A 23230-nucleotide genomic window follows, 5' to 3' on the forward strand; every position below is an offset into this window, starting at 1 on the left:
GATGGCACCGCAGCCTTGACAGCGACATAGCAAAAGAAAAGCGGACTTAATTATACCAAAGATTTTATAGTTATTATAATTTGCTTCTTGTTTTTTTGGCTAAAATTTCATATAGTATAAAAGAAATTTTATAAACCTTTAAAATAGTCCAGAGAGACTAAAAGGGAAGACGTGAAAAAAAGATTACATATAATTCAATCAGTAATACCTTCTTGCTCCTTTGGCGGGAAGGTTTTTTTATGTCTCCAGAGGTGCATATGAAGGAAAAAGCATTAATATTAGGATCCCAGGATATTGAGAGGGTACTAAAAAGAATTTCTCATGAAATCCTGGAAAGGAATAAAGGCTGCCAGAATTTAGTGCTAGTGGGGATACAAAAAAGGGGTATCCCCATAGCTTACAGGATAGCAGAAAATGTAAAAAACTTTGAAAAAACGACCATACCAGTGGGCAAATTGGATATTACTTTTTACAGGGATGATATAGGGCAAACCCTAAAACCAGATATAAGTATAACGGATATACCGTTTGACTTAAAAGATAAAGACATAATACTGGTCGACGATGTATTATTTACAGGGAGAACTATCAGGGCCGCCATGGACGCCATCATAGATTTGGGCCGGCCGCGAACCATCCAGCTGGTAGTGCTTATAGATAGGGGACACAGGGAGCTGCCTATAAGAGCTGATTATGTAGGTAAAAACATACCTACTTCTATCCATGAATTGATAGAGGTTAGGTTAGAGGAAACTGATGGCGTGGACAAAGTAACCATATGTGATAACCAATAGAAAAGGTGTTTTGTGCTAACAGGGAGAAGTTTACTCAGTATAGAAGATTTGAATAAAGGGGATATAGAGCTGGTCCTAAAAAACGCCAGCTCTTTTATGGAAGTATTGGACCGGAAAGTTAAAAAGGTACCGGCATTGAGGGGTAAAACCATAGCTACCGTCTTTTTTGAACCAAGTACCAGGACCAAGAATTCCTTTGAGATAGCAGCTAAAAGGCTGAGTGCGGACCTTATTACTTTTACTTCTTCTACCAGCAGCTTAAAAAAGGGAGAATCCATAACTGACACCATAAACACTATTACTGCTATGAAGGTAAACCTATTAATTATCAGGCATGCCCATAGCGGAGTACTTAATTTTCTGGCTCAAAAAACTGACATACCCATCATAAATGCCGGGGATGGCAAACATCAGCATCCATCACAGGCTTTGCTGGATTTATATACTATATATAAGCATTTTGACCGATACAATGGACTAAAAATAGCCATAGTGGGAGATTATCTCAATAGCAGGGTAGCCCGTTCTAATGTGTGGTTATTTAAAAAAATGGGAATGGATGTGACTATTGTGGCTCCCAGTATGTTTCTTCCGGAAGATGCATCGATTACGGAAGCTAAATTAGCCTCTACCATAGATGAGGTAATCGAAGAGGCGGATATAGTATATATGCTTAGAATGCAGGTAGAAAGACAGGGTAGAAAATTATATCCTTCCGTTAATGAATATAACCGTTTTCTGGGTTTAAATTTGGAAAGACTTGGAAGGATGAAGAAAGAATCCATAGTAATGCACCCGGGACCTGTTAACAGGGGAACAGAAATAAGTGAAGAAATTATGGAAAAATTAACGGGCTCCAAAGGAAACAGCAAAATTATGATTCAGCAGCAGGTGACCTGCGGGGTAGCAGTGAGGATGGCCTTATTATATTTAATATTAAGTTAGGCAGGTTATTATAAATTGGAAATAAAAAAGCCAGATATTCTTGTCAAAAATGCTGAAGTAATAGACCCTTACCGGAATAAGAAATTTAAATCCGATATATTTATAAGTAAGGGCCTGATAGCAGAGGTGGCTGATAGTATTGAAAGCAGTGGAAAGGTAAGGATAATTGAAGCCAAAGGCCTGACAGTAAGCCCGTCATTAATAGACATGCATGTACATTTACGGGATCCCGGGGATGACCGGGAAGAGGATATAATCAGCGGAATCAAATCAGCCTTGGCGGGAGGTTTTACCACCATAGCATGCATGCCTAATACTATGCCAGCTCTAGATTGCCCATACCTGGTAAAATATATTGCCAGTCAGGCTAAGATCAATGATTTTAACCTTTTACCGGTAGCTGCCATGACTAAAGGTCTGGAAGGTAAGGAAATAACCGAAATGGGGCTTCTCCTGGGGAGCGGAGCAGCAGCTTTCTCCGATGACGGTAAGTGCGTACAGGATTCTAGATTAATGTTTGAAATAATGCGCTATGCCCAACAATTGAAAGCGCTGCTTATACTCCATGAGGAAGATTATCAATTTTCAGCGGAAGGACTGGTTCATGAAGGCTACTATGCTAATAAATATGGCCTGGAAGGTATATCTGCTTTAAGCGAGGAGCTGGTAATAGCCAGGGATTTAATGCTGGCCGCTAAAACAGGGGCACGGATACATATAACCCATGTAAGTACAGCGGGTACAGTGGAGATGATTAGGGAGGCTAAAATGAATAAAATTCAGGTAACCTGTGACGTAACTCCACACCACCTTTATTTTGAGCATAGCAGTCTGGGCAGTTTCAACCCAAACTTAAAAGTTAAGCCTCCCCTAAGGGGTCCCGAAGACAGGGAAGCCTTAATAGAAGGGGTTAAGGATGGCACCATTGATGCTATTGCCAGTGACCATGCACCTCATTTAAATGCAGAAAAGAATACAACAATGAAAGACGCTGCCTTTGGGGTCATAGGAATGGAAACTTCGTTTAAGGCTGCTTATAGTAAATTGTGCGCTGAACAAAAAATGGATTTACTGGATTTGCTAAAACTATATACTTCCGGACCTTCCAGTATTTTAGGTTTAGACCCTGTTCCGATTGAAACCGGTATTGCTGCCAACCTGGTAGTAATAGATACAAAAAAAGAGGGAAAAGTAGGACCCAATTTTTACTCCAAAAGTAATAATTGCCCTTTTATTGGCCATAATCTTAAGGGAGAAGTCCTTTATACTATTAACAATGGCAATCTATCTTATATAAGAGAGTGATTTAATTGAGCAAAAAAGCAATTTTAATGTTGGAAGACGGAATGGTATTTGAGGGCAGGAGTTTTGGCTGCCCGGGGGAAACTATTGGCGAGGTAGTGTTTAATACCTCAATGACCGGTTACCAGGAAATATTAACTGATCCCTCATACTGCGAACAGATAGTTAATATGACTTATCCACAGATAGGAAATTATGGCGTAAATCATGAGGATGTTGAGTCTAATCGTCTGCAGGTTAAAGGTTTTATAGTTAGGGAATATATGGATGCTTACAGTAATTGGAGGGCAGAAAAAAGCCTGCAGCAGTATTTGATGGAAAATAGTATAGTGGCAATATCAGAAGTTGATACCAGGAAAATTACCCGCCATATAAGACAGCGGGGCGCCATGAAAGGCCTTATCACTACGGAGACTGAAAGTAGGACCCATTTGCAAAAAAAGCTAGATATTTTTCCTCCTATTGAGGGCAGAAACCTGGTGGATTTGGTAACCTGTAAACAACCTTATATATACCAGCCTGATAAAAAAGATTATAAATATAAGATAATTGCTGTTGATTATGGAGTGAAATTAAATATTTTAAGAGGGCTTGCCGGAGCAGGCTTTTACATAACTGTAGTTCCAGCAGACACCAAAGCTGAATACATCTTAAAACAAAAACCGGATGGGGTACTGCTTTCCAATGGTCCCGGCGATCCTGCGGCTGTAGAGTATGCCACTTCCCAGATCAAATCTTTAATAGGAAAGCTGCCTATATTTGGAATATGCCTTGGCCATCAATTGTTAGGCCTGACCTTGGGAGCTAAAACCTATAAGCTAAAATTTGGACATCATGGCGGTAATCATCCGGTCAAGAACCTAAGGACCAATAGAGTGGAAATTACGACCCAGAACCATGGTTTTGCCCTGGATGAGGCTTCTTTAAGCCAGATGAAGGGTGTTAAATATAAATTAACCCATATAAACTTAAATGATAATACCATAGAGGGGATTGAATATCCGGATCTGGCTGCCTTTAGCGTACAGCATCATCCGGAGGCGGGCCCTGGTCCTCATGATAATAGTTATATTTTTGATTGTTTTGTAAAGTTAATAGATAATTTTAGATAGGATGAATATATGCCCAAAAGGAAAGATTTAAAAAAGATATTAATAATAGGTTCCGGTCCGATAATTATTGGACAAGCTTGTGAGTTCGATTATTCCGGCACTCAGGGATGCAAGGTTTTAAAAGAAGAAGGCTATAAGGTAGTACTGATAAACAGCAATCCTGCTACTATCATGACTGACCCTGATTTTGCTGATAAGACCTACATAGAGCCTTTAACCCCAGATTTTGTTACCAAGGTTATCAAGAAGGAAAGGCCGGATGCTTTATTGCCTACCTTGGGAGGCCAAACCGGCTTGAATATAGCAGTTTCGCTGGATAATTCCGGAGTATTAAAACAATATGGGGTAGAGCTTCTGGGTGCTAATGCCGATGTTATAAACAAAGCCGAAGATAGGGAATTATTTAAACAGGCCATGAACAATATTGGTCTTTATGTACCCCCCAGCGGATATGCTCACAGCCTGGAAGAAGCTATTAGGTTTGGAGAAGAACTCAAGTATCCCTTGGTAGTGAGGCCTAGCTTTACTTTAGGCGGTTTGGGGGGAGGAGTAGCTTTTAATAAGGACGAGTTTACCGAAGTAGTGGTAAGGGGGTTAGACTTGTCTCCTGTAAACAGGGTTCTAATTGAAAAATCAGTGGCAGGCTGGAAAGAGTTTGAGCTGGAGGTAATGAGGGACAAAGCAGATAATGTAGTTATAATCTGCTCTATTGAAAACTTTGATCCCATGGGGGTCCATACCGGTGACAGCATAACCGTAGCTCCAGCCCAAACACTAACCGATAGCGAATATCAGGGTATGCGTAATGCTGCTATAAAAATAATGAGAGAAATCGGGGTGGAAACTGGAGGATCAAATATCCAGTTTGCTGTGGATCCCGAAAATGGGAAAATGGCGGTAATAGAGATGAATCCCAGGGTTTCCAGGAGCAGCGCTCTGGCTTCCAAGGCTACCGGCTTCCCTATTGCTAAAATTGCGGCCAAGTTGGCTATTGGCTATACCCTGGACGAGATACCCAATGATATAACCAGGGAAACCCCGGCTTGTTTTGAGCCAGCTATTGATTATGTCGTAGTAAAGTTTCCCCGATGGGCTTTTGAAAAATTTCCAGGCACTGATCCTACTCTAACTACTAGAATGAAATCGGTAGGGGAGGTAATGTCTATTGGAAGAACTTTTAAAGAAGCTTTACAAAAATCAATCAGGTCCCTAGAGATAGACCGCTATGGTTTGGGAGCTGATGGTTATGATTCCATAGATAAGGAATTACTTCATGATAAATTGGCGGTACCTAACCAAGACCGTATTTTCTATATAAAGTATGCTTTGGAAATTGGTAAAACGGTGGAAGAAATTTTTGATTACACCAAGATCGACCCTTGGTTTTTAAACAATATAAAACAATTGGTTGACTTTGAAAAAGATTTTAACGGTAAGAAATTAAACCAGATAAGCCAGGATCAATTAAACCAAGCCAAGAGAATGGGATACTCAGATACGCAGATTGCATATATGTGCAATTCTACCGAGGACAAGGTACGGGCTTTAAGGAAAAAATGGAACATAAACACTACCTTTAAGACTGTTGATACCTGTGCTGCAGAATTTGAAGCCTATACCCCCTATTATTACTCTACCTACGAGCAGGAAGATGAAGTAAAATCTTCTTCTAAGCAGAAAATTATAATACTGGGCAGCGGTCCCAATAGAATTGGCCAGGGAATAGAATTTGATTATTGCTGTGTACATGCATCTTTTGCCCTCCATGAAGATGGCTATGAGACTATTATGATTAATTGCAATCCGGAGACGGTGAGCACTGATTATGATACCTCGGACCGCCTCTATTTTGAGCCTTTAACCTTTGAAGACGTAATGAATATAATAGAAGCTGAAAAGCCTGTGGGAGTTATAGTACAATTTGGGGGCCAAACTCCTCTAAAGTTAGCTTTAAGGCTGCAGCAGGCAGGGGTCAATATACTGGGAACATCACCGGACAGCATAGATTTGGCTGAAGATAGAAAAAGATTTGGGGCCATGCTTTCCGAACTGGATATCCCCCAACCTGATAATGGTACTGCATTAAATATTGAGCAGGCTGTAGATATTGCCAACCGTATCGGTTATCCGGTATTGGTAAGGCCCTCTTACGTGTTGGGTGGTAGGGCTATGAGTATAGTATATGACCAGCAATCCCTAACTAATTATGTACGGGATGCAGCCCTGGTTTCCCCCGATAGGCCTATCCTGGTTGATAAATTTTTAGAAAGAGCCATTGAAGTGGATGTAGATGCTGTATATGATGGCCAGGAAATATATATAGGGGGCATCATGGAGCATATTGAAGAGGCAGGAATACATTCCGGAGATAGTGCCTGTGTAATTCCTCCTTTTACCCTAAGTGCAGATAATATTGATGCTTTACGAAAATATACCTATCAGATTGCAAAAAAGCTGAAGGTAAGGGGACTTATCAATATACAGTATGCCATAAAGAATTCCAAGGTTTTTGTACTGGAGGCTAACCCCAGGGCTTCACGCACTGTTCCCTTTATCAGTAAGTCAATAAATATACCTTTAGCCAAAATTGCTTCCAGGGTTATGACTGGTAAAAGTTTAAAAGAACAGGATTTTAACCGAAAGGACTCTACCAGGTTGAATTACTTCAGCATAAAGGAGGCAGTAATGCCTTTTAACCGTTTTCCTGGTATTGATACTATATTAGGCCCTGAGATGAAATCTACTGGTGAAGTTATGGGCATAGACCCCAGCTTTGGCATAGCATTTGCTAAATCACAAATTGCTGCTAACCAGAAATTTCCGGTTAGGGGTACAGTATTCATAAGCGTTAGCGATAAAGATAAAGAGCAGATAGCGGAAATTGCCCGTGCTTTTATGGAACTAAATTTTAAAATAATCACTACCAAGGGAACCGGGGAGTTTTTAGAGGGTCAGTCCATAAAATGTGATTCAGTACTAAAGATAAGGGAAGGAAGGCCCAATGTTTTGGACCTGATAAAGAATGGAGAGGTTGACCTGATTATCAATACTCCGGAAGGAAGTTCTGCCAGGAGTGATGGATATTATCTCCGTACGGCAGCAGTACTTCATAACGTGCCTTCCATAACTACCATATCCGGTGCGTCTGCTGTAGTGCAGGGTATCAGGGAATTAAGGAATAACAGTAATTTAAAAGTTAAAGCTATACAGGACTATGAATGAAATCATCAAGCGGCGAAATAGTAAACAATAATAAAATTGGTGAAGATTTATATAAAATTGATATTTTTTCTCCCTACCTGTGCAAAAACAGCAAATTAGGCCAGTTTATTAATATTAAATGCGCGGAACCAAAGCAATACGATCCATTACTGAGAAGGCCTTTTGCCATATATGATATGGAAAATGATTTCAATGTAGTCACCATTTTATACCAGTTAAAAGGCAAAGGTACCAAGTACCTGTCAGGCTTAGTAAAAGGGGATGTTATTGATTTTTGCGGTCCCTTAGGGCAACCTGTAGAGCTAGAAAATAACAAAGTGCTGCTTATAGGGGGAGGAATTGGAATAGCTCCCCTGTTTTTTATAGCCAGGCAATGCGTAAACCAGTCCAGGGAGGTACATATAGTTGCAGGGTTTAAAGACCAGAGCTATAGGCTGATTGAAAGGGATATAATGAGGCTTAATATAAATTACCGTATTTATTGCGAACAGGAAAATTGGGCGCATACCGGACAGGTAGTAGACGGGCTGACCGATATCGGTAATTTTGATAATTATGATATATATTGCTGTGGACCCAAGCCAATGCTTAAGGCTTTGCAGGATAAATTAAGTTTCAGGCAAGGCAAAACCGTAGCTATCCTTGAGGAATGGATGGCCTGTGGGGTAGGGGTATGTGCAGGTTGTGCGGTAAAGATAAAACAGGGTGAAGATAGGTTTACTTATAAAAAAGTATGCAGCGATGGCCCTGCCTTTAATCTAATGGAGGTAGTTTTTGACTGAGCAGAAAACCCCTAACTTAAAAGTAAGGCTGGGTAACCTGGTGTTGCAGAATCCAGTAGTAACCTGCTCCGGGACATTTGGTTCTGGCATAGAATATTCAAATTTTTACGATACAAGTGTTTTGGGGGCAGTAACTACTAAAAGTTTTTCCCTAAACCCTAAACCGGGGAATCATCCTCCCCGGATATTTGAGACCACTGGCGGAATCTTGAATTCCATAGGTCTGCAGAACCCGGGTATAAACAGTTTTCTAGAAAACGATCTCCCTGCCATTAGTAATCTTAATATAAACGCAATTCTTAGTATTTTTGGGGAAAGCAGGGAAGAATTTGAAATGATTGCAGAATTGATAGCAGGAATTCAAGATAAACTATTAGCCTTAGAGCTAAACCTTTCCTGCCCCAATGTGGATAAGGGTGGGATGGCTTTTTGTAGTTATCCCGGGGATATAAAAGATATAACCTTAAGGGTTAAAAAATTTTTGGACATTCCCCTTATAGTGAAACTAAGCCCCAATGTAGGGGATCTAAGGGAGCAGGCCCTGGCAGCCAGGCAGGGAGAGGCAGACGCTGTTTCCCTCATAAATACAATAGTAGGCACTGCTTTTGACATAGATACTTTCCGGCCGCGGCTGGGAAATATTACTGGTGGTCTTTCCGGTCCTGCCATTAAACCGATTGCCCTGGCCAAGGTGCTGGAATTATGTCGCCAGGAAATAATTCCGGTTATTGGTATGGGGGGTATTTTTGATTACAGGGATGCTTTGGAGTTTTTAATTGCAGGTGCGTCTGCTATTGGAATAGGCACTGTTAATTTTATCGATTATAATGCGGGAAAAAATATAATTAATGGTATTACCGATTATCTGGTTAATAAAAATATTGATGATATAAATTACATAATAGGAAAGGCTTTTAGATGATGAACAGGAAACTGGAGCCATATGAACGTTTAATAGTAAGCATTGATGTCCCTACCAGGCAGCAAGTTATTGAGATTTGTCAAAAAATCGATAATAAGATTAAAAAGGTTAAGATTGGATTGGAGCTTATCTATAGCCAAGGCCTGGATATTCTAGACACGGTAAGAAGTTTTGGCTACGATATTATGTTGGATGCTAAACTTATGGATATTCCCAATACTGTTTCCGGGGCCTGCAGGGCTATTGCCGGACTGGCTCCTTTTGCCGTTACTGCCCATACCCTGGGAGGTCCTAAAATGATTGCCGAGGCTAAATCAACTTTAGCAGATTCTGCTGCCAGGGCATTTCAGATGCCTCCCTTACTGCTGGGGGTGACCATATTAACCAGCCTCGATGATGATGATTTATTGAATATGGGTATTAAACGCAGCTATATGGATATGGTAGAGCATCTGGTAAAGATGTCTTTAGCTTCAGGAATTGACGGAATAGTGTGCTCGCCCCGGGAGGTAGCCAATTTGAGAAAAAAGTTTGGGCAAGATTTTTATATAGTAACTCCAGGTATCAGGCTTGACCGGGATGAAAAAGGTGACCAGAAGAGGGTTAGTACCCCTGGACAAGCCATTTTGGACGGCGCTGATTTCTTAGTAGTAGGCCGTTCCATAACTGCTAAAGATGATGTATCATCAGCAATAAATGATATTATTGAGGACATGGAAAGGGTTTTATGAAATGTTAAAAGTGGTAAGCAATAATTCCAGTATCGATATTATGGAGATGCTTAGAGAAACAGGGGCTATACTAGAAGGACATTTTAAACTCACTTCAGGTTATCACAGCCAGTACTACCTGCAGTGTGCAAAATTGCTAAGGTATCCGCGCCTTACCTCTAAATTAGCGGAGGAGGCCAAAAATATGATAGCAAAATCTGTTGATTTAAATCAAATAGATACCGTTATTTCCCCGGCTATGGGAGGTATTCTGTTTGGATATATGATGGCTTATCATATGGACAGGGAAATGATTTTTACTGAAAGAAAATCAGAGAAAATGGAGCTGAGGAGAGGTTTTAGCCTAAAAGAGGGCCAGAGGGTAATTATAGCTGAAGATGTGGTTACCACTGGCGGTTCAGTTAAAGAGGTAATTGAAATATGCCAGGAGAGAAAAGCAAAAATTTTAACAGTTACCTCGATTGTAGATCGTTCCCAAAAGGTTGATTTTGGTGTGCCCTATTACCCTCTTATCAGTCTTAGTATAGAAAATTTTTTACCACAGGATTGCCCCTTATGCCGGGAAGGTGTTAAAATTGATGCGCCAGGCAGTAGAGTATAGCGGTTTTCTCTGCGGGATATAAGCTAAAACTACAATTACTAGTTATGGAGAATTGTTTATCATGCCTTTCAATAATTTATCTAAAGAAACCAGGCAAAAGGGATTAATTAAGGCCAGGGAAATAAGAAAAAAAAGGGCTGAACTCAAGCAGAATTTAAAAAGTGAAAAAACTAGCCTCAAGGCTGTATTTGAAAACCAAGAATTCTTTCAACAAGTGATAAGCAATATGAAGGCTCTGGAGCTTATTAGCTCTTTGCCGGGGATAGGAAGGATAAGGGCGGAAAATATATTAACCAGTGAACTAAAAATAAATACCTCCAAAAAAATCGGAGGCTTGGGAAATAATCAGAAAAAACGTTTTTGTGAATATTTTAAGATTGGTGATAAATGGTAAACAGGGGTAAGGTATTTGTGATTTCCGGGCCGTCTGGAGCCGGGAAAAGCAGCCTGATAAGAGATGCTCTGATGGAATTGGATGGGTTCATTAAATCCATTTCGGTTACCACCAGGCCTATGAGAAATAATGAAGAAAAAAACAAACATTATAAATTTATAACAGAATCTCAGTTCCAGGAGTTGATACAGAAAGAACAATTGCTGGAATGGGCCCAATATTGCGGTTACCTGTACGGCACGCCTATTGATTTTGTCTATAATAATTTGGAAAAAGGGATAAACGTAATACTGGAAATAGAGGTCCAGGGAGCTATGCAGGTAAAGAAAAAAATGGAAGATGCCTATATGATATTTATTACTACAGGCAGTTTGGAGGAGTTAAGGAATAGGCTTTTGGATCGAAATACAGATGAACAGCACCAGATAGACCGTAGGCTGCTGGTTGCAGAGGAGGAATTAAAGTATGCCAGTCACTATGATTGCATAATTGTAAATAATAACTATAATGAAGCTTTATTAAATTTAAAGGATGTACTATTAAAGGAAAGAGGAGGAATAAATATTGACTGAAGTACCATATATAGATACCTATATTAAAAAAATTGATAATAAATATAATCTATGCATAGCAGTGGCCAAAAGGGCCAGAGAGCTGGGCAACTATATGTCTGCCAAGAGGAATATGGAAAGAATAAACGTAGTACCTCCTTTAGTAGATATAGAGTCTAGCGATCCGCTGGAAATAGCCTTAAATGAAATTAGAGAAGGGGCTGTCAGCTATATTAGAACTGACAAATAATCAATGGTTTCCATATTTGAAGGAAAAAAAATTATCCTTGGAGTTACGGGATCGATAGCAGCTTACAAAGCTGCCCAAATTTGCAGCCTTTTAATAAAAGAGGGGGCGATAGTTTATCCGGTTATGACTCCAAATTCCCTTTATTTTTTAGGTCCTGCCACTCTCGGTGCCATCAGCGGAAATGAAGTCAGATGCAGTCAATTTAAAAGCCAGAAAACTGACCATGTGTCTTTAGCCCAAAGCGCAGCTGCTATAGTTGTTGCTCCTGCTAGCGCTAATACTATATCCAAGTTAGCCCAGGGCATATGCGATAATTTCCTTACTACTACTGTACTTGCGTTTAATGGGCCCGTTATCATAGCTCCAGCCATGAATGAAAAAATGTATATGGAGCCCATAATACAATCTAATTTGGATATCTTAAAAAAAACAGGTAAATATTCTATAGCAGGGCCCCAGAAAGGTAGGCTGGCTTGTGGAGAAGAGGGTTGGGGAAAAATGGATAGTCCAGAGAATATAGTGGAAAACCTGGTTCAAGTGTTGAACTTTTCCCAGCAACTGAAAGGTAAAAAAGTTTTGGTTACTGCCGGTGGTACCAAAGAATATATTGATGCTGTAAGATTTATTTCCAATGCTTCCAGCGGAAAGATGGGCTACGCTATGGCCCAGGAAGCTAAAAGGAGGGGTGCAGACAGGGTTATGCTTATTACTAGTGCTGATAGGATGGCCCCTTATGGTGTCGAAGCATTTTTGGTAGAAAGCTCTGAAGATATGGCCCAAAAGGCTACGGAATTGTTTGAGGAGGCTGATATAACCATTATGTCAGCAGCAGTAAGCGATATTATCCCCGTTAAAAAATTTAACTACAAGTTAAAGAAGAAAGATGATATATTATCCAAATTGAGTTTTAAGCTAAACCAGAATATTTTGCAGCTTTTAGCCCAAAAAAAGAAACCTGGCCAGATATTGGTTGGCTTTGCAGCTGAAAGCGGTCTGGATGAAGAAGATGTTTTAGCAAAATTTAAATCTAAAAAGGTAGATTTAATAGTAGCTAATGACATATCAAGACAGGATATTGGTTTGGCCAGCGACTATAATGAAGTTATGCTGCTCAGTGAGGGAAATAGGCATAAGATATTAAAAAGAGCCAAAAAAGAGATTATTGCCCGGCGAATATGGGACCATATAATTACAAAATTTATAAGATAATTTAAGAATTCAACAGGGGGCACAAATGACAAAGAAGGGTACTTATTTATTTACTTCAGAATCTGTGACTGAAGGTCATCCAGATAAAATGGCAGACCAGATATCAGATGCCATACTAGATGCCATAATAGTAGATGATCCCAAGTGCAGGACGGCCATAGAGACCTTGCTTAAAACAGGTTTGGTAGTTGTGGCAGGAGAAGTTACAACAGAGACCTATGTAGAAATACCGGATATTGTAAGGTCAACTATTAAGGATATTGGCTATACCAGGGCCAAGTACGGTTTTGATTACGAAACATGTGGAGTAGTGGTATCTATAGGGAGACAGTCCACCAATATAGCACAAGGAGTAAACAAAGCTTATGAAGCCCGGTTAGGCAATGGTTATGAGGATGAGATTGATTACCAGGGTGCTGGAGATCAGGGAATGATGTTTGGCTATGCCTGTAATGAGACTGAAGAGTTGATGCCTTTACCCATAATGTTAGCCCATAAATTGGCTCACCGGCTCTCTGAAGTAAGAAAGGCTGGTATCCTTCCTTATCTGAGACCGGACGGAAAGTCACAGGTAACTGTCAAATATGAAGATGGAAAACCGGTTAGCGTAGAAACTATTGTGCTTTCCAGTCAGCATGCCCCCAATATTGATACTGAAACCCAGATTAAGCCAGACCTGAAAGAATTCGTAGTAAAACCTATAATACCAGAGGAACTTCTGGCCAAGGACTACCAGCTTTTGGTTAATCCTACCGGCGAATTCACTATTGGAGGACCCATGGGTGATACTGGAGTTACTGGTAGAAAAATTATAGTGGATACTTATGGGGGAGTAGCCCGGCATGGCGGTGGCGCCTTTTCCGGGAAAGACCCTTCCAAGGTAGACCGTTCTGCTGCTTATGCAGCCAGGTATGTAGCCAAGAACCTGGTAGCTGCCGGAGCAGCTGATAAACTAGAGATAGAAGTAGCATATGCTATTGGAAAATCTCATCCTGTATCCTTGATGGTGGAAACTTTTGGCACTGAAAAGGTGGAAGTAGCCAAAATTGAAAAAGCAGTACAAGAGATATTTGACTTAAGGCCGGGAGCCATTATAAGGGATCTGGATCTGTTAAGGCCAATTTATAAAAAAACTGCTTCTTATGGTCACTTTGGCCGACATGACCGTGATTTTACCTGGGAAAAACTGGACAAGGTTGAGCAGATTAAAGGTATGCTAGGAATAAAATAAAACCTAGTATTAATAAATGGTTAAGACATACCAATATGCAGAAGTTATCTTAGGGATAAAGGCACTGGATATAAATCATCCCTTTGATTATTTTATTCCCCATAATTTATCCGGCAGCCTAAAAATAGGTACCATGGTTATGGTCCCCTTTGGTTCAAGGCTGGAAGTAGGGTATGTGGTAAAGCTAAAAAATTCTACAACCGTGAGCCAAAAACAGCTAAAGGCTATTAACAGGGTAATAGAGGCAGAGCCGATATTTGACTTTCCTAGAATTAAATTAATATACTGGATGGCTTTCTATTATGTTCAGCCATTAGCTAGCGTAGCTGCTTTATTTACTCCTCCTGGAAAGAAGATAGAAATTGATAAAATATGGTCAGCAATTACCCAAGGTGAAGAATTAGCTTCTACAGGCCTAAGTTTTCCATTACAGGATAAAGAGCTTAAATCCAAGCCAAAGCTACGCAAGATGTTGCTTGATTTGGAAAAAAAAGGCTTGTTAAGGCTTGACTATGTGTTAAGCAAAAGCCCTGCTGGTTTTAAATACCAGCAAATGGTGGGGCTGGATAAAAAAAAGCTGGCTGCTTATGAACAATCTGCTAGCTGCCACCGGAATAAAGCTCAGGCAAGAATAATAGGTTACTTAAAACAAAAGGGCCGGGTAAGCAAATCGGAACTTATTCAAAATTCCAAGGCCGGTTATAGCAGCTTAAAGTCGTTACAGCAAAAGGGAATCGTGGAAATAGTCCCAGAGAGGGTCAAAAGGGATTTTAAGTATTTCACCCCTCCAGGGCTAAAACCTAATCATATTTTAAATAATTACCAGAAAGAAAGTCTAAGAAATATTTCTGAAGCTATAGATAAAAAACAATACAGGGCATTTTTGCTTCAGGGGGTAGCTGGCTCGGGTAAAACCAGGGTATATTTAGAGGCTTGCAAAAAAGTTTTGGGCCAAGGCAGGCAGGTCTTAATAATGACTCCTGAAATATCCCTCACTCCGCAGCTCTTTTCCCGGTTCAACCAAGAGCTGGGAGAAAAGGTATCTGTTTATCATTCCAATATGAGCCCGGCAGAGAGATATGAAAGGTGGATGGAGGCTGCCCAGGAGCAAATCGAAGTGGTTATTGGTACCAGGTCTGCTCTTTTTTTACCTCTTAGAAATTTAGGTTTAATAGTAGTGGATGAAGAGCATGATCCTTCTTATAAGGAAAATTCACAAGTAAGATATAATGTTCAGGATGTGGCACTAAAGCTGGCTAAAATACTTAAGATACCGATAGTTTTTGGCAGCGCCACTCCTTCTGTATCCATGCGATACAGGTCTGAACGGGATAATGAATTTAAATTGCTGCTTATGCCGGTTAAAGCTGCCACCGATCAAAAGGTAATAAAGGAAGTAGTAGATTTAAAAAGCATGGAACCTGGAAGCCACAGTAGAATTATATCCAATACTCTTCATAAATCAGCAAAAGAGGAACTAAATAAGGGCAATAAGGTAATAATTTTTTTAAATAAAAGAGGTTACAGTAATTTTTTAATATGTGGTTCCTGCGGGCATGTCCCCAAATGTCCTGCCTGTAACCTATCCTTAAAATACCATCTGGCTGATAACCTGCTAAAGTGTCATCATTGTGGCAGGGAATTTGATTTCAGTCAGCATTGTTCCCAGTGCGGCCAAAAAAATGTGATGCTAAAGGGTACAGGAATACAGAAGGTAGAAACTCAGCTGAATCTTAGATTTAAGCCAGTTCAAGTAATAAGGATGGATTCAGATGCAACCATGGGGAAAAAATCTCATCAGCAAATACTTAACCGGTTTATAAAACCGGGAGCTGCCATATTGCTAGGTACCCAGATGATTGCAAAAGGGCTGGATATAGAAGATGTGACCTTAGTGGGCATTATTAATACCGATTCAATGATGGAGCTGCCGGACTATCATATGAATGAAAGGGTATATCAATTAATAAGCCAGGTAGCAGGCAGGGCAGGGCGGAAAGATAAACCCGGCAAGGTAATTATCCAAACTTATAACCCCCAACACGAAGTTATAAAATGTTTTATGGAAAAACCCTATCACTATTTCTACCAGCAGGAATTAAAAAATAGAAAAGAGTTAGATTATCCTCCTTTTACTCATATTATAAATATTGTGATATCAGGTATCGATGCGTCCAAGGTGGAAGAAGATTGTTATGCTGTCTTTACAGAATTAAGCAAAATACTTACAATTAACAATAGCCTATTGGGACCTTCACCTGCTCCTTTCAGTAAGGTTAACGGGTATTACCGATGGCATATTATGATTAAAACCAAGTCTTTTAATCAGACCTTGGTTGGTATTAATAAAAAAATGAAGCAACTAAAGAAAGATGTGGAAAATAAAATTATAATTGATGTTGATCCGGCATGGATTTTATAAGTTAGGTGGTTAAAAGTGGCAGTAAGGAAAATTAGAACTATGGGTGACCCTGTATTAAGGGGTAAAAGTAAGGCTGTAGATAAAATAGATGATGGCATACTAACTCTAGCCCAAGATATGATAGATTCCATAAATACTGGGTATCAGGAAGGAATAGGTTTAGCAGCACCCCAAATTGGGGTATCCAAGAGAGTTATTGTAATTAATTTAGATGAAGATATTAAGGTTTATATTAACCCTGAATTGGAAACCATAGATAAAGATATAGAAATGGAAGAAGAAGGATGTTTGAGTGTGCCGCACCTGAAAGCTGAAGTTCCCAGAAAGAAAAAAATAAGGGTAAAAGCACTAAACCTTAATAGTGAAAAAATTGAGTTGGAGGCATCAGGCATTTTAGCCCGGGTTTTTCAGCATGAAGTTGATCACCTGGATGGAGTATTGTTTGTAGACAGGCTGGATAAAAAAACCAAGAGGCACCTGTTATTTGAGTATAACAGCCAACAAAAGCAGGAGGAATAAAACCGGTGAAATTGCTTTTTTTAGGTTCTTCTGAATTCTCAGTGCCTTTTTTAGAATCCCTGTACTGCTCATACCATGATGTGGTTATGGTGGTTACCTCAACAGATGCCCCTCAGGGCAGGGGCAAGAAAGTGTTACCAAATCCGGTAAAAAAAAAGGCGGCCGAGCTCGGAATAAGGGTATTGGAAGCAAACAGTATTGGAAAAAGGGAATTAGCTTTTATAAAAGGGGAAGAATTTCAAGCGGCGGTAATAGTATCCTGCGGCATTATACTGCCTCAGTCTTTTCTGGATATTTTTCCCCATAAATGTATAAATGTCCACCCTTCATTATTGCCTTTACACAGAGGACCTGCACCTATTACTGAGGCTATTAAGAAAGGGGATGATGTAACTGGCGTTTCTATTATGGAAGTAACCTTAAAGCTAGACTCAGGCCCTATTTTTACCCAGGTAAAGTTAAGGATTAATCCATTGGATAACCGTCAGAGCTTGAAGAAAAAATTAATTAAGCTGGGATGTCCTTTGCTGGAAGCTACCTTAAGTATGATAGAACAGGAAAACCTAACACCCTTTGAACAGGACGAAAGCAAAGCAACCTATACTAAAAGGTTTGAAACCCAAGATTTGAAAATAGATTGGGCTAAAAAATCCAGCCATGTTTTAAACATGATTAGGGCTTATAGCCCCTCTCCCGGGTGTTTTACTTTTTTAAAGGGTAAGCGGATAAAACTAATAGAGGCAGCACTGGCTGACAGCAAGTACAAAGACCAAACTCCCGGCAGCGTAGTCTCCATTGACGATAAACGGGGTATTTTAGTAAGCTGCGGGCAGGATACAGGACTAATAATAAAGGTGCTGAAACCTGAAAATAAAAGGGCCATGAACTTTAAGGATTTCTTAAATGGCTATGATTTAATGCCAGGTGAAAGATTTGAGTAAAAACAAAGCCAGAGATGCTGCCTATCACATACTACAGCAATACTTCGAAACGGGCAGGCCCCTTGGTTTTTTCATAGATAACCTGCTTGATCCAGGCATGCTACAAGTGGATAAAAATCTGGCCTATAATATGGTCAAGGGCACTGTTAGAAACTGGATGCTTCTAGACTATGGCTTAAGCCGGGTTTCTGACAGGGAGATAAAAAAATTGGACCTTAATGTGGCTGCCATACTACGGTTAGGCCTATACCAATTGTTTTTCCTGGAGAAAGTGCCCTCTTATTCTATAGTTGATGAGTCGGTAAAACTAGCCCGGCGGTATGTACATGTAGGAGCATCTAAGTTTGTAAATGCAGTTTTAAGGAAGGCAGCTAACTGGAAAAACCCCATTCAGTATTTATACCTTCTAATTGACCAGGAAAAAGCTGGGTTGGAATACAAGCTAAGTTTAAAGTATTCCTTTCCTCTGTGGCTGGTAGAATATTGGTTTCAATCTTATGGTACAGCTACTGCCGAAAAAATAATGCAATCTTTGAATCAAAATCCTGATACTTTTATAAGGTTTAATTCCGTATTAACAAGGGCACAAGTAATAGAGAAATTATCTTTAAGGGAACCTAGGGATAGCGTAGAAAAACAGATGCCGCCAGAACTGGCTTCCATTAATTTCAGGGTCATGACCCTGGGGCAAATAGTGGAAAGTCAATTATTCAGGGAGGGATATTTGACTGTACAGGACTTATCTTCACAGATAGCAGTAAAATATTTCCTTAATCCAAAGCCGGGTGAGAAAATATTGGATCTTTGTGCCGCCCCTGGCGGAAAATCTATTTTTGCATCAGAGCTTATGAAGCAGGATGGCAGCATAGTGGCCATAGATATAAATCAGGCTAAATTAGCTAAGATGGAAGAAAATATTGAAAGGTTAAAACTGGAAAATATTACCCTAGTAAGAGACGACGCCACCAAGCTGGATAGTTTAGGGACGCAAGTTTTTGATAAGGTTTTTGTGGATGCTCCTTGCAGCGCTTGGGGCACTATCTCTAAAAATCCAGATGCAAAATATGCCAGGGATTACGCTGAAATAAGGAGATTAGCCCAAAATTCATATAAAATTTTGTCCAAAGCTGCTCAACATGTTAAACCTGGGGGAGAGGTAATATTTTATACCTGCACTCTCTCTCCAATAGAGAACCAGCAAACTATAAACAAGTTCTTGGCTGCTTTTCCGGAATATTACATTCCACCGGATTTACCACTTTCCATGGCAAATCTAACTGTGGATGCTGGAGTGGAAATAATGCCCTATTATTTTAATAGTGAAGGCGGGTTTGTATGCAGGATGGTAAAAAGATAGGCTTATATTACTTTTTTTACCTTATTTGATTTCAGGCACCTGGAACATATGCTTACTCTTTTAACCTTACCGTCAATTTCTGCCTTTATTTTCTGTAAATTAGGTTTAAAAACTTTTCTGGTTTTTTTATGTGAATGGCTAACATTGTTACCAAACATCGGACCCTTGCCGCATATATCACATTTTCCGGACATTGATACTCCTGATATATTATTTTCAAATTTAAAACAGGTAGAAATATAGCATTATATTTTTTAATTAGCAAGATAAACTAATTTTATTTCTTTTTCCAGGAAACAATTTTAATAAAAAGTAGTCAATAGCAGTATTTGGGGATTAATATTTTTAAATATTTTTGTATACTTATTTGTTAGGATATCCCCTATAATAGGAATGTTAAATTTTATTAAAGGTGAAAAGTTATGTTTCAAAAGTTAAATCCGGAAATAGTAAAGAAAACTATCTCAATTATAATTGAAACTTTTTCAGAAAATGAGGAGCAAATAAATAACCTTAACGTATTTCCGGTTCCTGATGGGGATACTGGCACCAATATGCTATTGACTTTAAAATCCATAGATGAAGAAATCAACAAAATTAAAAACTATAATCTTAAAAATATTTCTGAATCGGTCTCCTTTGGCGGTTTAATGGGGGCCAGGGGTAACTCAGGGGTAATATTATCCCAAATACTTAAAGGTTTTTTTGACATTATAATGCAGCAGGAAGATATTGATCTAGAAGTTCTAAAACAGGCCCTGGCTTCTTCCAAGGAGATGGCTTACAGTTCAGTTCAAAATCCCACTGAAGGTACCATGCTTACTACAATTAAAGATATACACCAGGCTTTGCTGGATGTGGTAAACGGTAATAAGAATGGCCTGAATTACAAAAAACTACTTAACCAGCTAATAAAAGAAACTGAAAAATCTGTAACCAGAACTACTTATCTGTTGCCGGTTCTAAAACAAGCTGATGTAGTAGACGCGGGTGCCAAAGGTATTTTGGTCATACTACAAGGCCTAAAAAGAGCCATGGAAGAACTAAATATGGTTGATGAAAACATTAATTTAAAGGATAAAGGATCAAAGGCAGCTAAATTTAAAACCCCTGGAAAACAACCTTTACCATCCAGGGAAACCTACAAGCAGCTGGGCCAGTTAAATGTATCTGCAGATATTAAATATACCTACTGTACTGAACTTATAGTAAAGGGTGAAAACATCAATGTGGAGAGGCTTAAGGACAACATAGAAAGCTATGGAGACAGCGCCATGGTGGTAGGAAATGAAAGGGTAGTTAAAATTCATGTTCACACCAATCACCCCCACAAAGTTCTTAAGAGAGCTATCAGGGAGGGCAGCTTGCATGAAATACAGATAAATAATATGGTGGAGCAAAGCAAGCAGGCTAAAATTATAGAAGGTGAAAGTAAGCTGCCTCAAATTAAAAAAGTAGCTCTGGTGGCAGTAGCCAATGGGGAAGGGCTGGTGGAGATATTTAAAAGCATAGGAGTAGATTATATTATCAGTGGCGGCCAGACCATGAATCCTTCTACCTATGATATGGTAAAAGCTATTAATAATATGGAAGCCGAATCCATAATTATACTGCCTAATAATAAAAATATTATTGCTACTGCCAAACAGTGTAAAAGAATTGTTAAAAAAGAAGTAGAAATCATACCAACTGAAACTATAGTACAAGGAATAAGTTCCGTGCTTAGTTTCAACCAGGACCTGGATATAGATGAAAATGTATTTAATATGACAGAGGCTGTTAAGGCAGTAAAAAGCGGGGAAATTACACAGGCGGTAAGAGATGCCAATTTGCTGGTAGGAGAAATAAAGAAAGGCGAATATATTGGCTTAAATGATGGCAAGGTCAGGGTCATATCAGATAACTTGGTAGATGCTACGCTGGATTTAGTAAGGGATATGATTAAAGGCCAGGAAGAAGTAATAACTTTCTATGCAGGCCTAGATTTAAAAAAAGAAGAAATGAATGCCATAAGAGAAAAGGTAAAACAGCATTTTACAAACCTGGAGGTTGAATTTCATCAGGGCGGGCAACCTCTTTATCCAGTAATCTTCTCAATAGAATAAAGGTGATTATAAATTAGGATCATTTCGGGTAAGTTTAAAGGCAGAAAACTAAAGGTACCTTCCAGCCTGGAAATTAGGCCCACACAGGATAGGGTCAAAGAAAGCATATTTAATGTAATCGGTTCCCAAATTGAACAAAAAAAGGTTTTGGATTTGTTTGCCGGCAGCGGATCTTTAGGTCTGGAAAGCTTAAGCAGACAGGCAAAATTGGTATGTTTTGTGGACCAAAGCTGGCAGGCAGTAAAGCTTGTAAGGGAAAATATTGCCCTGTTGGGCTTGGAGCCAGACAGCTATTCCGTGGTCCAAGCTGAGGCAGAGAGTTTTTTAAAAAAATATTCGGGTCCCATATGGGATATTGTTTTTTTAGATCCTCCCTATCGTGTAGCTGAATCAAAAATGAAAAAGATTTTTGATATTCTTGCTCAAGGAAAAATGATAGACAAAAATTCTTTTTTGATTTATGAATATTTTTTTAAAAAAAACATATATCATGAAATAAAAAAACTTAATATAATAAAGGAATACCTTTATGGAGACAAAAAAGTTACTTATTTAACCATTTAAAGGATTATTTATGGAAAGAATAGCTATATGCCCTGGAACCTACGATCCTATTACGGAAGGTCACCGGGATATTATTATCAGGTGTTCAAAAATTTTTAAGAAACTAATAGTAGCGGTTTCAGAAAACCCCAAGAAAAAACCTCTTTATTCATTATCAAAAAGGATGGAATTGGTCCAAAGGACTTTGGGGGAGTGTAAAAATGTGGAAATAGTTTCCTTTAACGGTTTATTGGTGGATGTTGCTAAAAAAGCAAATGCCGGGGTTATAGTTAAGGGATTGAGGGCTATTTCAGATTTTGAGTATGAGTTCCAGATGGCACAGATTAATAAGAAGATTAATCCTGAAGTTGAAACTATGTTTTTAATGACTAATCCAAAATATGCTTACCTAAGTTCCAGTGCTGTTAAAGAGATAGCTTCCCTGGGGGGAAGCATAAAAGATTTGGTCCCGGGAGAAATTGAAGAAGAAATTACAAAAAGTTTTGAAAATAATTTATTTGAATAAATAATGGAGAGGTAAACATGGATACTTTAGAAATAGTAGACAAAATTGAAGAATTAGTGGAAAAAAGCAAAAAACTACCATTCTCATCAAATGCCATAATAAACGAAAATGAAATCTATGATTTGGTAGACGAGCTCAGAAGCCTGCTTCCTGAAGAGCTTAAGCAAGCCAGGTGGATAGTAAAAGAAAGAGAAGGCATGATAGAGGAAGCAAAGAGGCAGTCTGTTCGAATAGTAAAAGAAGCAGAAGAAAGGGCGCAAGTACTGGTAAGCGAAACTGAAGTATTGAAAAATGCCAATAAAAAAGCAGAGGAAATAATGACAATGGTAGAGGCAAAGGCCAGGACCATTAGATTGGAAGCCGAAGATTATGCAGATGAAAAATTAGCAAACCTGGAAGCAGTTCTCCATAAATTATTATCTGCAGTAGAAAAGGGTAGAGAACAGTTCAAGGCGACTTTAAAGTCCGAGCAATAACATTGAATAATTAATATTTTATGGTATAGTAATATGTTTGTTTGGGCTTATAACAAGATTGCAACATTTTATACTTAGTAGGAGGTAGTACATAATGGCGGTTCCAAAAAGGAGAACCACAAGCAGCAAGAGAGATATGCGCAGAAGCCACGATAGGCTAAAACCCTTAAATGTGGTGGATTGCCCCAGGTGCCACAGTAAAAAGTTGGCACATAGGGTATGCGGCAGCTGTGGTTATTACAATAACAAAGAAATAATAAAAATGGCAACAGAAAAAAAATAAAATTAATATTAG

At 39.1% G+C, this 23230-nt stretch carries 24 protein-coding genes; 23 read left to right on the top strand and 1 reads right to left on the bottom strand.

All coding sequences use genetic code 11. From position 1 onward, the window contains the following. Positions 1–239: 239 nt before the first annotated feature. From pyrR to rsmB, 18 genes are all read left to right on the top strand, one after another. Positions 240–794 (top strand): bifunctional pyr operon transcriptional regulator/uracil phosphoribosyltransferase PyrR, encoded by a 555-nt coding sequence (gene pyrR, locus PHN32_01530; protein MDD3776278.1) that lies wholly within the window; start codon positions 240–242, stop codon positions 792–794. A gap of 12 nt (positions 795–806) precedes the next feature. Beyond that, positions 807–1739, top strand: a complete 933-nt coding sequence (locus PHN32_01535) for an aspartate carbamoyltransferase catalytic subunit (GenBank protein MDD3776279.1) — start codon at positions 807–809, stop codon at positions 1737–1739. Positions 1740–1754: 15 nt separating this feature from the next. Next, positions 1755–3044: a dihydroorotase gene (locus tag PHN32_01540; GenBank protein ID MDD3776280.1), complete on the top strand. Its 1290-nt coding sequence runs from the start codon at positions 1755–1757 to the stop codon at positions 3042–3044. A 26-nt stretch (positions 3045–3070) separates the two neighbouring features. Beyond that, the gene (gene carA, locus PHN32_01545; GenBank protein ID MDD3776281.1) at positions 3071–4153 is read left to right on the top strand and encodes a glutamine-hydrolyzing carbamoyl-phosphate synthase small subunit; all 1083 of its coding nucleotides are present in this window, start codon (positions 3071–3073) and stop codon (positions 4151–4153) included. 9 nt (positions 4154–4162) lie between these two features. Next, positions 4163–7375 (top strand): carbamoyl-phosphate synthase large subunit, encoded by a 3213-nt coding sequence (gene carB, locus PHN32_01550; GenBank protein ID MDD3776282.1) that lies wholly within the window; start codon positions 4163–4165, stop codon positions 7373–7375. Next, complete coding sequence (locus PHN32_01555) at positions 7372–8157, top strand: dihydroorotate dehydrogenase electron transfer subunit (protein ID MDD3776283.1); 786 nt, start codon at positions 7372–7374, stop codon at positions 8155–8157. Before carB ends, PHN32_01555 begins: the two co-directional genes overlap by 4 nt. Continuing rightward, positions 8150–9079 carry a dihydroorotate dehydrogenase gene (locus tag PHN32_01560; GenBank protein MDD3776284.1) on the top strand — a complete coding sequence of 310 codons (930 nt, stop codon included), beginning with the start codon at positions 8150–8152 and terminating at the stop codon, positions 9077–9079. The genes PHN32_01555 and PHN32_01560 overlap by 8 nt, the downstream gene beginning before the upstream one ends. Then, on the top strand, positions 9076–9810 hold the full coding sequence (gene pyrF / locus PHN32_01565) for an orotidine-5'-phosphate decarboxylase (GenBank protein MDD3776285.1): 735 nt from the start codon (positions 9076–9078) through the stop codon (positions 9808–9810). Before PHN32_01560 ends, pyrF begins: the two co-directional genes overlap by 4 nt. Position 9811: 1 nt before the next feature. Further along, positions 9812–10411, top strand: coding sequence for an orotate phosphoribosyltransferase (gene pyrE / locus PHN32_01570; protein MDD3776286.1), 600 nt, complete (start codon positions 9812–9814; stop codon positions 10409–10411). A gap of 61 nt (positions 10412–10472) precedes the next feature. Then, entirely contained in the window at positions 10473–10805 is a 333-nt protein-coding gene (gene mihF / locus PHN32_01575; protein ID MDD3776287.1) for an integration host factor, actinobacterial type, read from the top strand. Next, the gene (gmk, locus tag PHN32_01580; GenBank protein MDD3776288.1) at positions 10799–11377 is read left to right on the top strand and encodes a guanylate kinase; all 579 of its coding nucleotides are present in this window, start codon (positions 10799–10801) and stop codon (positions 11375–11377) included. Before mihF ends, gmk begins: the two co-directional genes overlap by 7 nt. Beyond that, positions 11370–11606 (top strand): DNA-directed RNA polymerase subunit omega, encoded by a 237-nt coding sequence (rpoZ, locus tag PHN32_01585; protein MDD3776289.1) that lies wholly within the window; start codon positions 11370–11372, stop codon positions 11604–11606. The genes gmk and rpoZ overlap by 8 nt, the downstream gene beginning before the upstream one ends. 3 nt (positions 11607–11609) lie before the next feature. Further along, positions 11610–12815, top strand: coding sequence for a bifunctional phosphopantothenoylcysteine decarboxylase/phosphopantothenate--cysteine ligase CoaBC (coaBC, locus tag PHN32_01590; protein MDD3776290.1), 1206 nt, complete (start codon positions 11610–11612; stop codon positions 12813–12815). Between the two features lie 25 nt (positions 12816–12840). Continuing rightward, positions 12841–14046, top strand: a complete 1206-nt coding sequence (gene metK / locus PHN32_01595; GenBank protein MDD3776291.1) for a methionine adenosyltransferase — start codon at positions 12841–12843, stop codon at positions 14044–14046. A 16-nt stretch (positions 14047–14062) separates the two neighbouring features. Then, positions 14063–16468: a primosomal protein N' gene (priA, locus tag PHN32_01600; GenBank protein MDD3776292.1), complete on the top strand. Its 2406-nt coding sequence runs from the start codon at positions 14063–14065 to the stop codon at positions 16466–16468. 15 nt (positions 16469–16483) lie between these two features. Further along, positions 16484–16987, top strand: a complete 504-nt coding sequence (gene def, locus PHN32_01605) for a peptide deformylase (GenBank protein MDD3776293.1) — start codon at positions 16484–16486, stop codon at positions 16985–16987. 5 nt (positions 16988–16992) lie between these two features. After that, positions 16993–17928: a methionyl-tRNA formyltransferase gene (gene fmt, locus PHN32_01610; protein MDD3776294.1), complete on the top strand. Its 936-nt coding sequence runs from the start codon at positions 16993–16995 to the stop codon at positions 17926–17928. Next, complete coding sequence (rsmB, locus tag PHN32_01615; GenBank protein MDD3776295.1) at positions 17921–19285, top strand: 16S rRNA (cytosine(967)-C(5))-methyltransferase RsmB; 1365 nt, start codon at positions 17921–17923, stop codon at positions 19283–19285. The genes fmt and rsmB overlap by 8 nt, the downstream gene beginning before the upstream one ends. Before the next feature lie 2 nt (positions 19286–19287). Here the strand turns inward: rsmB and rpmB are convergent, their stop codons facing one another. Continuing rightward, positions 19288–19479 carry a 50S ribosomal protein L28 gene (rpmB, locus tag PHN32_01620; GenBank protein ID MDD3776296.1) on the bottom strand — a complete coding sequence of 64 codons (192 nt, stop codon included), beginning with the start codon at positions 19477–19479 and terminating at the stop codon, positions 19288–19290. Positions 19480–19707: 228 nt separating this feature from the next. Here rpmB and PHN32_01625 point away from each other — a divergent pair, with 228 nt between their 5' ends. The 5 genes from PHN32_01625 to rpmF all read left to right on the top strand — a co-directional run bounded on the left by PHN32_01625 (position 19708) and on the right by rpmF (position 23218). Beyond that, positions 19708–21390, top strand: a complete 1683-nt coding sequence (locus PHN32_01625; protein MDD3776297.1) for a DAK2 domain-containing protein — start codon at positions 19708–19710, stop codon at positions 21388–21390. Positions 21391–21411: 21 nt separating this feature from the next. Continuing rightward, positions 21412–21954 (top strand): 16S rRNA (guanine(966)-N(2))-methyltransferase RsmD, encoded by a 543-nt coding sequence (gene rsmD, locus PHN32_01630; protein ID MDD3776298.1) that lies wholly within the window; start codon positions 21412–21414, stop codon positions 21952–21954. 10 nt (positions 21955–21964) lie between these two features. Continuing rightward, positions 21965–22459 carry a pantetheine-phosphate adenylyltransferase gene (gene coaD, locus PHN32_01635; protein ID MDD3776299.1) on the top strand — a complete coding sequence of 165 codons (495 nt, stop codon included), beginning with the start codon at positions 21965–21967 and terminating at the stop codon, positions 22457–22459. A gap of 17 nt (positions 22460–22476) precedes the next feature. Then, positions 22477–22935 (top strand): ATPase, encoded by a 459-nt coding sequence (locus PHN32_01640; protein MDD3776300.1) that lies wholly within the window; start codon positions 22477–22479, stop codon positions 22933–22935. 94 nt (positions 22936–23029) lie between these two features. Continuing rightward, positions 23030–23218 carry a 50S ribosomal protein L32 gene (gene rpmF, locus PHN32_01645; protein ID MDD3776301.1) on the top strand — a complete coding sequence of 63 codons (189 nt, stop codon included), beginning with the start codon at positions 23030–23032 and terminating at the stop codon, positions 23216–23218. Positions 23219–23230: the final 12 nt, after the last annotated feature.

The sequence above is a fragment of the Actinomycetota bacterium genome (assembly GCA_028698215.1).
Classification (GTDB): Bacteria; Actinomycetota; Humimicrobiia; order Humimicrobiales; family Humimicrobiaceae; genus Halolacustris.

Bases quoted from the DNA above. Each gene is read 5' to 3' on its own strand.
- pyrR (MDD3776278.1), top strand. From the start codon at position 240: ATGTCTCCAGAGGTGCATATGAAGGAAAAAGCATTAATATTAGGATCC.
- carA (MDD3776281.1), top strand. From the start codon at position 3,071: ATGTTGGAAGACGGAATGGTATTTGAGGGCAGGAGTTTTGGCTGCCCG.
- carB (MDD3776282.1), top strand. From the start codon at position 4,163: ATGCCCAAAAGGAAAGATTTAAAAAAGATATTAATAATAGGTTCCGGT.
- PHN32_01555 (MDD3776283.1), top strand. From the start codon at position 7,372: ATGAAATCATCAAGCGGCGAAATAGTAAACAATAATAAAATTGGTGAA.
- pyrF (MDD3776285.1), top strand. From the start codon at position 9,076: ATGATGAACAGGAAACTGGAGCCATATGAACGTTTAATAGTAAGCATT.
- pyrE (MDD3776286.1), top strand. From the start codon at position 9,812: ATGTTAAAAGTGGTAAGCAATAATTCCAGTATCGATATTATGGAGATG.
- mihF (MDD3776287.1), top strand. From the start codon at position 10,473: ATGCCTTTCAATAATTTATCTAAAGAAACCAGGCAAAAGGGATTAATT.
- gmk (MDD3776288.1), top strand. From the start codon at position 10,799: ATGGTAAACAGGGGTAAGGTATTTGTGATTTCCGGGCCGTCTGGAGCC.
- coaBC (MDD3776290.1), top strand. From the start codon at position 11,610: ATGGTTTCCATATTTGAAGGAAAAAAAATTATCCTTGGAGTTACGGGA.
- metK (MDD3776291.1), top strand. From the start codon at position 12,841: ATGACAAAGAAGGGTACTTATTTATTTACTTCAGAATCTGTGACTGAA.
- priA (MDD3776292.1), top strand. From the start codon at position 14,063: ATGGTTAAGACATACCAATATGCAGAAGTTATCTTAGGGATAAAGGCA.
- rpmB (MDD3776296.1), bottom strand. From the start codon at position 19,479: ATGTCCGGAAAATGTGATATATGCGGCAAGGGTCCGATGTTTGGTAAC.
- PHN32_01625 (MDD3776297.1), top strand. From the start codon at position 19,708: ATGTTTCAAAAGTTAAATCCGGAAATAGTAAAGAAAACTATCTCAATT.
- coaD (MDD3776299.1), top strand. From the start codon at position 21,965: ATGGAAAGAATAGCTATATGCCCTGGAACCTACGATCCTATTACGGAA.
- PHN32_01640 (MDD3776300.1), top strand. From the start codon at position 22,477: ATGGATACTTTAGAAATAGTAGACAAAATTGAAGAATTAGTGGAAAAA.
- rpmF (MDD3776301.1), top strand. From the start codon at position 23,030: ATGGCGGTTCCAAAAAGGAGAACCACAAGCAGCAAGAGAGATATGCGC.